This is a genomic window from Nostoc sp. (assembly GCF_036917415.1).
Classification (GTDB): Bacteria; Cyanobacteriota; Cyanobacteriia; order Cyanobacteriales; family Nostocaceae; genus Nostoc.
Genome location: NZ_JBALDJ010000089.1, coordinates 24,531 through 35,220, shown reverse-complemented (window position 1 = coordinate 35,220; position 10,690 = coordinate 24,531). Strand labels below are relative to the sequence as shown.

Annotated in this window: 13 protein-coding genes; 7 read left to right on the top strand and 6 right to left on the bottom strand. The window is 40.4% G+C overall.

Translation table 11 applies throughout. The annotated features are described in order from the left end of the window. Nucleotides 1-1,804 (bottom strand): tetratricopeptide repeat protein (locus tag V7K41_RS19340; RefSeq protein WP_334850730.1); only part of this gene is annotated, 1,804 nt, incomplete at its 3' end. An 11-nt stretch (nt 1,805-1,815) separates the two neighbouring features. Continuing rightward, the gene (locus tag V7K41_RS19335; protein WP_334850728.1) at nt 1,816-2,232 is read right to left on the bottom strand and encodes a hypothetical protein; all 417 of its coding nucleotides are present in this window, start codon (nt 2,230-2,232) and stop codon (nt 1,816-1,818) included. Between the two features lie 507 nt (nt 2,233-2,739). On the opposite strand from V7K41_RS19335, the gene V7K41_RS19330 reads away from it, so the two are divergent. From V7K41_RS19330 to V7K41_RS19320, 3 genes are read left to right on the top strand one after another with little or no spacing between them, the layout of a single operon-like run. Beyond that, nucleotides 2,740-2,916 (top strand): DUF6888 family protein, encoded by a 177-nt coding sequence (locus V7K41_RS19330; RefSeq protein ID WP_099102933.1) that lies wholly within the window; start codon nt 2,740-2,742, stop codon nt 2,914-2,916. Next, on the top strand, nt 2,913-3,182 hold the full coding sequence (locus V7K41_RS19325) for a DUF6887 family protein (RefSeq protein WP_334850725.1): 270 nt from the start codon (nt 2,913-2,915) through the stop codon (nt 3,180-3,182). The genes V7K41_RS19330 and V7K41_RS19325 overlap by 4 nt, the downstream gene beginning before the upstream one ends. Continuing rightward, the gene (locus tag V7K41_RS19320) at nt 3,179-3,430 is read left to right on the top strand and encodes a type II toxin-antitoxin system RelE family toxin (protein WP_334850724.1); all 252 of its coding nucleotides are present in this window, start codon (nt 3,179-3,181) and stop codon (nt 3,428-3,430) included. The genes V7K41_RS19325 and V7K41_RS19320 overlap by 4 nt, the downstream gene beginning before the upstream one ends. A 92-nt stretch (nt 3,431-3,522) precedes the next feature. Here the strand turns inward: V7K41_RS19320 and V7K41_RS19315 are convergent, their stop codons facing one another. From V7K41_RS19315 to V7K41_RS19300, 4 genes are all read right to left on the bottom strand, one after another. Then, nucleotides 3,523-3,963, bottom strand: a complete 441-nt coding sequence (locus tag V7K41_RS19315; RefSeq protein ID WP_334850722.1) for a hypothetical protein — start codon at nt 3,961-3,963, stop codon at nt 3,523-3,525. 67 nt (nt 3,964-4,030) lie between these two features. Then, nucleotides 4,031-4,720, bottom strand: coding sequence for a hypothetical protein (locus tag V7K41_RS19310; protein WP_334850721.1), 690 nt, complete (start codon nt 4,718-4,720; stop codon nt 4,031-4,033). Nucleotides 4,721-4,812: 92 nt separating this feature from the next. After that, the gene (locus tag V7K41_RS19305) at nt 4,813-5,541 is read right to left on the bottom strand and encodes a Uma2 family endonuclease (protein WP_334850719.1); all 729 of its coding nucleotides are present in this window, start codon (nt 5,539-5,541) and stop codon (nt 4,813-4,815) included. 22 nt (nt 5,542-5,563) lie between these two features. Beyond that, complete coding sequence (locus V7K41_RS19300) at nt 5,564-6,208, bottom strand: restriction endonuclease subunit R (protein WP_334850717.1); 645 nt, start codon at nt 6,206-6,208, stop codon at nt 5,564-5,566. A gap of 230 nt (nt 6,209-6,438) precedes the next feature. Between V7K41_RS19300 and acs the strand changes: the two genes are divergently transcribed. From acs to V7K41_RS19280, 4 genes are all read left to right on the top strand, one after another. Next, nucleotides 6,439-8,412 carry an acetate--CoA ligase gene (gene acs / locus V7K41_RS19295; RefSeq protein ID WP_334850715.1) on the top strand — a complete coding sequence of 658 codons (1,974 nt, stop codon included), beginning with the start codon at nt 6,439-6,441 and terminating at the stop codon, nt 8,410-8,412. Nucleotides 8,413-8,538: 126 nt separating this feature from the next. Continuing rightward, nucleotides 8,539-8,850, top strand: coding sequence for a hypothetical protein (locus V7K41_RS19290; protein ID WP_334850714.1), 312 nt, complete (start codon nt 8,539-8,541; stop codon nt 8,848-8,850). A gap of 177 nt (nt 8,851-9,027) precedes the next feature. After that, nucleotides 9,028-9,603, top strand: a complete 576-nt coding sequence (locus V7K41_RS19285; RefSeq protein ID WP_334850712.1) for a DUF4365 domain-containing protein — start codon at nt 9,028-9,030, stop codon at nt 9,601-9,603. A 172-nt stretch (nt 9,604-9,775) separates the two neighbouring features. Further along, nucleotides 9,776-10,456 carry a tetratricopeptide repeat protein gene (locus tag V7K41_RS19280; protein ID WP_334850710.1) on the top strand — a complete coding sequence of 227 codons (681 nt, stop codon included), beginning with the start codon at nt 9,776-9,778 and terminating at the stop codon, nt 10,454-10,456. Nucleotides 10,457-10,690: the final 234 nt, after the last annotated feature.

Sequence of the window (10,690 nt, the reverse complement as noted above, 5' to 3'; positions counted from 1 at the left end):
GAGAATAGTAGAGATTTGCCAGGTCATTCAGGCTGGTGGCAACATGAGGATGTGCATCTCCCAGCAGGCGTTTTCTCAGTTCTAAAGCTTGCAGAAACAGGGGTTCGGCTTGGTCGTAGCTTCCTTGAGAATAGTAGAGATTTGCCAGGTCATTCAGGCTGGTGGCAACATGAGGATGTGCATCTCCCAGCAGGCGTTTTCTCAGTTCTAAAGCTTGCAGATACAGGGGTTCAGCTTGGTCGTAGCGTCCTTGAAAATTGTAGAGTCCTGCCAGGTCATTCAGGCTGGTGGCAACATCGGGATGTGCATCTCCCAGCAAGCGTTTTCTCAGTTCTAAAGCTTGGAGATACAGGGGTTCGGCTTGGTCGTAGCGTCCTTGAAAATTGTAGAGTCCTGCCAGGTCATTCAGGCTGGTGGCAACATCGGGATGTGCATCTCCCAAACGGGTTTGCACCGTTGATAATCCTTGTTCATACCAAGGTGCTGCTAGGGTATATAAACCTTGTCCTTGATAGAATTTGCCCAAGCCAACAAAAACCAATATTAAATTTTCATCCTCCACAACATCAATCAGATTTTGTGCCACCTCAGTTAAATGGGGAATTGTCAGTTGCACTGACTTGATATCCTCAAGGGTGAGAGATTCAGGTATTTTCTGAGCAATTTTTACTAATGCTGCGGCAAAGGCTTTTTTCAAATCATCGGCTGTGTTTAACCTTACTAATTTCCCTTGCAAAAACTCCCTAATTAAAGGATGAATTTTATAGCAACTTTCTCTTTCTGCTACACCTTGAATTAAATGGCGCTGATAAAGTTGCTTTCTCGCCTCGTCAACATCTGCCTTTGCCAAATTTAGCTGCTGACTGACAGATTCAACCAATTGCCAAGGAATGATATCTGGGGCAAATAAACTCAACAACTCACCAACACGCTGTGTCATATAATTAAGTTGTTGCCAGCTTAACTCAAATACGGCTTCCAATTGAGATTTTTGCGGGGCTGGTAATCGTTGTAAAATCTCTGTCAAAGACAAATTTGGATCTTCTGCCAAATACGCGCCCACTAATTGCAAACCTAAAGGCAGATATCCCAGCCATTTACATAAATTTACTGCCGTTTGTGGTTCTCGTTGCACCCGCTGATCATTCTCACCCAACAAAGTTGTCAACAAATTCAAAGCATCGTTTGGTAACAGTTCATCCAAAGTTATCTGTTGAACTGTTGAACCGAGATTTCGCAACCGAGTTGTCATCAATATACGAAAGCGGTTATCTGTTGGCAGGACTTGGCAAGATTTTTCCCAGTTAGTCACATCGTCAACATTGTCCAATACTACCAAGACTAGTCCTGTTTGTGGTTGCCAATTATGCCAGCACCATTTTGCTTGTTCCTGGGAAGTCAATAAGGTTTGCGGTACTTCCAGTTTCATGTAAAACTGAGCAAACTGCACAATCTCTGCTGCTAAATCTGGTTTTCTGGCATCTAACCAGCAAACCCCACCAGGATAATTGACTTTGTAGCGGTGTGCGTATTGTGTCGCCAGTTCAGTTTTACCCATTCCTCCCATAGCAGCCAGAGCCAAAATTGCCGCGTTGTCATTTTGCAGCAATTTTTTATGTAGTTCTACAAGTTTGTCATCCCGCCCGACAAAGTTGGCGACACCCCGATAAGGAATATTATTTGGAGGAGATGGGTGTAACTGCTGAGTAGGGGAATTGTAGATACTAATATCGCCTTGATAAAGTATTCCACCGTCAACCTGAGTTTGCCATCCCTTGGCATTATCCTGGTTGCTTTGGTTCATGATGGCTCAATTCAAGAATTGGGGGGTGCATGGTGAATGTTAATATCGCCTTGATAAACTGTTCCACCCTCAACTTTAGTTTGCCATCCCTTGGCATTGTCTTGATTGATTTGGGTCATATTGCTTTTATCTACTATCTTACCAGCCTCAATTTCACGAGCCAGTGTTTCTACTTCTTTGGCAAACTCCGGTTCTTCGTGTAAAATTATCTGTAAGTAAGCAGCAACCCTATCTAAATCAGGTTTCGAGCCTTTTTCAGCAGCAACGAGGGCTGTCTCTGCTTTCCGATTTCTCCGTAACTTCTCCCAAATCTTTTTTCGCAGCTCGTCCATTTTTACCAGGGCTGCTTCAGTGAATTTCTCGATAGTTTTCTCAAAGGCTTTGGTAAAAGCGAGGGTTGCGATCGCACTAGCTGTAATTGGTTCCAAATTATCCTACCTTATCGAGCGACATCTTCACTGATGGATACAATAACAGATGTTTAAATTCCAGTAGAGATAGAGGCTAATCCAGTTTCTCTCGTGAAAGTCGAGTGTACGCTGTAAGGGAAAACTTCAACGTTATTAACCACAGTTTCAACCTGAGTAACTATTGCTTCAGTATTGATAAGAAAAAATTGAATTTTTGTAAGTAATGTTTCAACCTTTCTTATACATACTTCAATGTGAGTAACAACTGCTTTAACATTGATAAGAAAAAATTGAACCTTTGTAACAAATACTTAAAGGTTTCTTATAAATGCTTCAAGCTGAGTAACTATTGCTGCAACACTGATAACAAACATTTGAACGTTTGCAACAAACGCTTAAACGTTAGTCACAATTGCTGTAACTGTGTAATATTTTTATCCAAAATCTACGTATACAATTTAAATAAAACAAAGTAAATAGCGTCTGTAAGCAATTTACTACAATTTAATTTGTTAATGATGCTGAATGAAACCAACTAATGAACAAGCAATTGAATTATTTAAGGTGTGTCAGGATTTAACTCAGATGTACCTACCAATTTACTTGGTGAGATTAGATGAACGGACAACACGTATTTACATTCTAGCTGGACAAAGCTTTGAAATAGAAATATTGCCAAATGGGAGGGTAAGATATTTATGACTAAGGCAAATTTTCAAGCAATGACCAAACAAGAGTTAAGAGCTTATGTGTTGGAACATCGAGACGATCGAGAAGCTTTTCATGCATTAACGGACAAACTTAGAGAAGAACCAGGAACTGAGATTACCTCAACAGACCAGATGCATGAGCTAATTGAAGCAAGGTTAGATGAGGCTGATGTAAGAGATGCTTATAAAACATTAGAGGAAATTGCAGGGGTGGGAACAACACCCTTTGAAGACATTAAAAGGGAGCTAGGGATATGAGCTACCAAGTAGCATTAGCACCTTCATCTGTGCAAAAAATTACAGAATTAGACTTAGTGGTGCAGCAACAACTAGCACAAAAGTTAGAGGAACTAGCATTAAATCCACGTCCAGAAGACGCTTATCTATTGAAGGACACCGAACGCCTGTATAAGGTTCGTTTGGGTGAATACCGCATTATTTACCAGATTCAGGAGCAACCCTTACTACTAACAGTGATAAAGATTGCACATCTCAAAGATTATTAAAGCTTGTCTAGAAAAGCGATCGCCTACATACCACCCAAGGGCAACCAAAATAAAACTTCAAAATTTACTCTACCACTACGCAACTAAAAATTTCACAAAATCTCTGCCAACTTTCCCACCAGAGTATTTGCTAAATCCACTAACCTGATGTCATCTGTATCAACACTATTCCCTTCACCAGCTAACAGATTTCTCACAGCAGATAGCCTGTCATCTACTCCAGAAATTCTCCAAGATTCTTCTAAGTTTACTGCAAAATCAAATAGCGATCGCTCTCCTAAATGCTCTCTTACTTTTACAGCTATACTATCATTACTTACCAGAAATTCTTTAATAGCATCTAATTGAAAATTACCTAAGATTTCATCATGTCCCCACGTTTCTAGCCAGTCTCCCTCCACATCTTCAACGTAAATATTAACAAAATCAACCCCATAAGTTAGCCAGTTCTGCTGCATTTGTCGCGCCGTCGCTAAAGCTTCAGCAAATGTATCTACTTGATTGTTGCAGTGAGTTTCTCTTTTATTAGGCATAAAAGCTGTAATTAGCACGTAAGTATATAGGCTAGACACAAATCTGAAATATCAAATTCCTGAAAATTTACGAAAATTTTAAATATTTGCCACCAGAAAGGTAATCACTGTTATACAGGGCCACGTTGACTAACTGGTTGACAAAATTAGCATCTTTGGGATTGTAACTTAAGAACAGCCCCCTCTCGATTTCCCACGATCGCAGTGTATTTTGCCAAGCTTGGTACTTTTGTTGATTAAGTTCTTCACTAACACTCGTAACTTGAATGCACAGTGGTTGATTGTTACGACTAACAATTAAATCTGTTGCCATAGAAAGGTCGGCTATATAACGCTGCCAAAAACTACCTTCTCGCTGAACAATATCTTGGGCTATTGATTTAATGATATCATCATCTACCTGATTAAATTCGCCTGCCATCAATTTTTGCTTCCAAATATAAAACTTGGAGTCACTTGCATTAAACCATCTGGGAAATAGATAACCATACCAATATCTCTCAATCGGCGTCATCAACTCGAACTTTGCTTTTTGTTCCTCTTCTGAAGGTAAAGATTTGATTATCAGCCATATTGTCGAATCCGTAATCACCTCTAGCAGAAAGGCAATGACAAAGGGTTTTGCAGTCAGGGAACCTGGTTTGATGTCTTTTACCCAACGATTGATTTCATCTAATCTTCTCGCTAAATTACGATCTATCGAGGAGGCTTGCTCGATAAGGGACTTTAGCTGATCCTTAATTTCTTGTGCTTGCAATCGATGCCCTACTTTCAGAAGATTACGCTTTTTTTACACATTGATAACTAGATTTTAACTTGAAAATGTCTTTAGTTCATTTCCTGATGTAATCAAATATTCTCTAGGTCGATGCCCTGTATACGTAAAGCCTCCCGCAGTCGAGCAATTTCTTGCTCTGCTCTTTGGGCGCGTTCTTCTGCCTGTTCGGCACGTAAACGTTCTTGTTCAGCTAACTCTTCTGATGATAGTATTAATTGATTTTCAGTAGTGAAGAATCTTAATTTACCTTCATAAACTCCCAAATAAAGTTCTAACTGCTGACTCCACAAACGTCCATCAGTAGTGGTTTTAATTTCTTGATACTTTCCATCAACTAGATGAAATTCCTGAAGTTCCATTGTTACAGAGTCAAGCCAGAAATAATCTGGTGTACGGAAGGTATCTTGGTAAACTTGTTTTTTTAAACCTTTATCAACTGCTGTCGTTGAACTTGACAAAATTTCCACAATTAGGTTGGGATATTTGCCGTCTTCTTGCCAAACTACCCAACTCTTACGGTCTTTTTTCTGGGTTCCCAAAACTACAAAAAAGTCTGATCCGCGGAAATATTCTGATTTTTTCTGGTTAGGACTGTAGTAAATCGTCAAATTGCCAGAAGCATAAAAATCTTGCCTTTCTCGCCACCATAATTTTAGTATGCGAATCAGCAAATCGATTTGTTCTCGGTGCAAATCGCTTTCCAAGGGTGGTTCGTCACTCAGTATATCACCAGGAGGAAAAATAACTTCGTCTTCTGAAATATTATCAGAGATGATTTCTAGGGTAGCAGGTTCAGACATCAGCGATCGCTCCGCAATTTATTTACTGAAAATTTGGTAACTTACAAATGGCTTTAAAAATTTGTAATAACTCAATTGCACCGGGAGATTCATTCAGATTTAATAATGGCATTAACTGATAAGTTAGCTGTTCGTCATGTCTTAAATAAACAAATTGATAACGCAGTCCGTTAGTTGCCAAACCCCAAACTGATGGTTGTTGATCTAAACTTTTAAAAGCATAAGTGAGTAATTGAGGTAAACCCTCACCCACTTCAACCGCACTGTTTTTCGTTTCAATTACTACAACCCAAAAAAGCGGTGCAATATTACTTTGAGGATTGTTGATTGCTAAAATATCCATCCGCCCGGTAATTCTTCTGTCTTCATCTTCAACTGCGATCGCAATGCTATCTTCCATTGTCAACCGAATCGGCACATCGTAAAATCCAGCTAACCGCATTAAGGGTGCAATTGTTAAGAATTTAACCAACCCTTCAGAAATTTTCCCTGCGCTTAAATAGCGACGGAAGTCATTTCTGATTCGCAATAAATCCTGCTGTTCAAACTCAGAGAGTGGTTCTAGAGTTAAGAAGTCTGTGAATGAACCATTGGAAAGTTCTTCTAGTTTTAGGAAGCGATGAACATCGTTGAGGTATAAGCTGCTGGCTTCGACAGTGAGGGGCATAGTTTCAGGCTTTGCTTGTCAAGACTATTTACAATATTGCAACATTCCCGGTAGATAGGTTGTAAAACGTCTTTACATTTCTCGATCGCGTGCTTTTGGTAGATGAAAATGAATGTAAACTAAATAACTCGGCAATTTCCACCTAGCTTAACGAAAATCTAAACACCATCTGACACAACTGGGCTAAGAATAGTTTTTAGTAATAATAGCGATCGCACTCATAACTAACCATGTCTCAACCAACTATAGAATCAATCCTCCAAGAGAATCGCCTCTTCCACCCTACCTCAGAATTCTCGCAGAATGCTCATATCAAAAGCTTAAAAGACTATCAGCGTCTCTACGAAAAAGCCAAAGCCGATCCGCAGCAATTTTGGGCAGATTTGGCTGGAACAGAATTAGAATGGTTCCGAAAATGGGATACAGTATTAGACTGGCAACCACCTTTTGCTAAATGGTTTGTTGGTGGTAAAATTAATATTTCTTACAACTGCCTTGACAGACATCTCACTACCTGGCGCAAAAATAAAGCAGCATTGATTTGGGAAGGAGAACCAGGTGATTCGCGCACCCTCACTTATGCCCAACTGCACCGGGAAGTTTGCCAGTTTGCCAATGTATTGAAGCAACTGGGTATACAAAAAGGCGATCGCGTTGGTATTTATATGCCGATGATTCCCGAAGCTGCGATCGCGATGTTAGCCTGTGCGCGAATCGGCGCACCTCACAGCGTAGTATTTGGTGGTTTTAGTGCCGAAGCTTTGCGCGATCGCTTAATTGATGCTAAAGCTAAACTGGTAATCACGGCTGATGGTGGTTGGCGCAAAGATGCGATCGTTCCTCTCAAGGAACAGGTAGACAAAGCCTTAGCTGATGGTGCTGTTCCCAGTGTCGAAAATGTCCTAGTTGTCAAGCGCACTGGACAAGAAATTTATATGCAGTTGGGCGGACGCGATCGTTGGTGGCATGATTTGCAAAAAGGTGCATCAGCAGATTGTCCCGCCGAACCGATGGACAGCGAAGATATGCTGTTTGTCCTTTACACTTCCGGCAGCACGGGCAAACCGAAGGGCGTAGTGCATACAACTGCTGGTTATAATTTGTATACCCATATCACCACCAAGTGGATATTCGACCTGCAAGACACTGATGTATATTGGTGTACTGCCGATGTTGGTTGGATTACGGGACACAGCTATATTGTCTACGGCCCCCTTTCCAATGGTGCAACAACGATAATGTATGAAGGTGCGCCCCGTGCTTCTAATCCTGGTTGTTTCTGGGATGTAATTGAAAAATACGGCGTTAATATTTTTTATACCGCACCTACGGCAATTCGAGCATTTATTAAGATGGGCGAACAACATCCGAATGCGCGAAACCTGTCTTCCTTGCGTTTGTTGGGAACCGTCGGCGAACCGATTAACCCGGAAGCTTGGATGTGGTATCACAAAGTTATTGGTGGCGATCGCTGTCCAATTGTGGATACTTGGTGGCAAACGGAAACCGGCGGTATCATGATTACACCGTTACCAGGAGCAATTCCCACTAAACCCGGTTCCGCAACTCTTCCCTTCCCTGGAATTATTGCAGATGTCGTGGATTTAGACGGAAACACCGTACCCAATAAAGAAGGCGGTTATCTAGCGGTGCGACATCCTTGGCCAGGAATGATGCGGACAGTCTACGGCGATCCAGAACGCTTCCGCCGCACTTACTGGGAACATATTCCGCCCAAAGATGGTAATTATACTTACTTTGCTGGTGATGGAGCAAGACAAGATGAAGACGGCTATTTCTGGGTAATGGGTCGTGTGGATGACGTATTGAATGTATCAGGACACCGACTCGGTACAATGGAAGTAGAATCAGCTTTAGTTTCTCACCCAGCAGTTGCAGAAGCGGCAGTAGTGGGTAAGCCAGATGAACTTAAAGGTGAAGAAGTAGTTGCTTTTGTGACTTTAGAAGGCACTTATCAGGCAAGTGAGGAACTGAGTAAAGAACTCAAAATGCACGTTGTCAAAGAAATAGGTGCGATCGCGCGTCCGGGAGAAATCCGTTTTACAGACGCTTTACCCAAAACGCGATCGGGTAAGATTATGCGGCGCTTATTGCGGAATCTAGCTGCGGGGCAAGAGGTATCTGGAGATACTTCAACATTGGAAGATCGGAGTGTGTTGGATAAATTGCGGGAAAGTGTATAAACAATGCAAACTTCTCAAAATAGGAGTTTGTTAACAACAAACTAACACAAAGCAATACTTAATAATCTAGGGTAGGCAAAACAGCCTGCCCTTTGTTAAGCAGGCTCAATTAAAATAGGTCTATAAATGAGAGATGCACTAGGGCAAAGAGGCGAAGCAATTTTTACAGTATTAATGACGGAATTTCACTCTCATGCTGGCCCTATTTTCAAGCCGCAGTTTTTAGGAGATAAATGGCAATATGTTGATTTTATTGTAGAGTTGGTAGGGGCTGGGAAATCTGTTCCTTATTTCTTTGTACAAGTGAAGACAACAAGAAAAGGTTACACTAAAAAATATAACCGTTTGAAGGTGAAAGTGCTAAAAGAAAATGTAATTGGTTTAGCATCTTATCCAGCACCAACTTATATAGTAGGCATCGATAAATTCAAGAGGTAGGTTACATAGTTTCTGCAAATGGTGAAAGTCTTAAGTCTCTGTCAAGCCTTCCTACTCAATTTAAAATTATCAGACAAAATAGAGAATTGCTATGGCAGGAAGTTGATGATTTTTGGAGCAGATACGATACTAATCAGTTAGTTTCAAAATTTGCCGATCGAGACTGGAGATAAAACAATGGAAACCACAGCACCTTGGTATATTGGAAGACGGGCAGAATCTCTTGCCGTTGTTTACTTAACTCGTCGTGATGACTTGGTTATTTCTCAGCCAACACCAAATCAAGGATTAGACTTTTTAATCACAATTACCAAAAATGGAGTTTTTACTGGAAGACTCTTTGGTATTGAAGTAAAAGCAACAGATTCTACATCGAGCTTAAGCAAGCATAATGATATTTTAAAGTTAGACAAAGAGAGGTTGAATAGGCTAGAAAAATTCAAAGATTTACCATTCCCGGTTTGCCTATTTTTCTTTATTTTAGAGAACGATCGAGGTTATTATAAATGGATTTTAGAACCTAGAATAAATGGACAAAAGCAAGTTAGCTTGCACTTTAACGGAAATGATGAACTGAAAAAACTTGATGACAAAGAAATAGCTAATATTATTTTAAATCAGGACTTACGCAGAGGTCACGGAAAATCAAACCACAGAGAACGCAGAGAACACAGAGGAATAAGAGTTAGAGAGGTTTTTTGCGTAAGTCCTATAAATGTAAATAGTTGGTATGAGCAGAGAAATAATACATGAGTATGCACATACCAATTTATTCTTATAAAACAAATAGTTGTGCTCGCCCATCTCTAAAATTTTAAAGACACCGTGCAGTCAGCATATTGACACACTTCTTAGTGTATTACAGACTTACTAATGCATCCTCACATTATTATAAGAATAGGACGTTATTGAGGTATTCAGGGCGATGAAGGTGAAGTGCAAATCCAAATCAGCATTTGTTCAACCTATTGGCTGCATGATGCTGAGTATTATCAGTGTAATGGGGATATCACCATTAGTCTTAGCGGTTCCTGGACAAGTTTCTATGCATTCGCTAGAACAGTCTGCACAGAGACAACCACAAAAAATAGCACAATCTTCAGGTACAGATACACCAGAGCGATCGCAACTCCTACAACAAGCCAATGCTTTATTTAGTCAGGGAGACTTAACAGGTGCAGAGGAAAATTTACGCAAATTAGTTAAAAAGTTCCCAGAAGACGCCTTCGGACACTTTCAATTGGGAAATGTGCTTTTTCGGCAAAAAAAACCAGAAGATGCAATTAACTCCTATCGAGAAGCCATTCGCCTCCGGCCGAAATACGCTCTAGCTTACAATGCGATTGGTATAGTTTACGCTAGCCAAAGTCGCTGGGAAGAAGCCATTACTGAATATAAAAAAGCTTTGGAAATTAATCCTAATTATGGCGAAGGGCTGACTAATTTTGCAATAGCATTGTGGCAAACAAATAAAAAAGATGAGGCGCTATCTTCTTTAGAAAAAGCTTTAAATATTTTCAAAGAACAGAATAGAGGTGAAAAAGTTAACCAAGTCGAAAGAATTTTAAAAGAGATCAAAACTGCTGATGAGCCTGGTGTTTCCTGAAAATTATATTATTCAGTCGAGAAAATTCAGAAGAGTTGCTGACGATTAACTTTAAGAGGATGTTTGTCAAGTAAAGATCCCCCCTAATATCATGTCCGGTGAAAGACTTATCATTAAGACCGCAGCTCTTGCTGGGGGATCTTAGCTGGGGGAAAGAGGGTTTTCCGGTTTCTGCATAGATTACGGGAATTATAACTAATTAACTGGACATGATATAACCCCACTTTTTAAAAG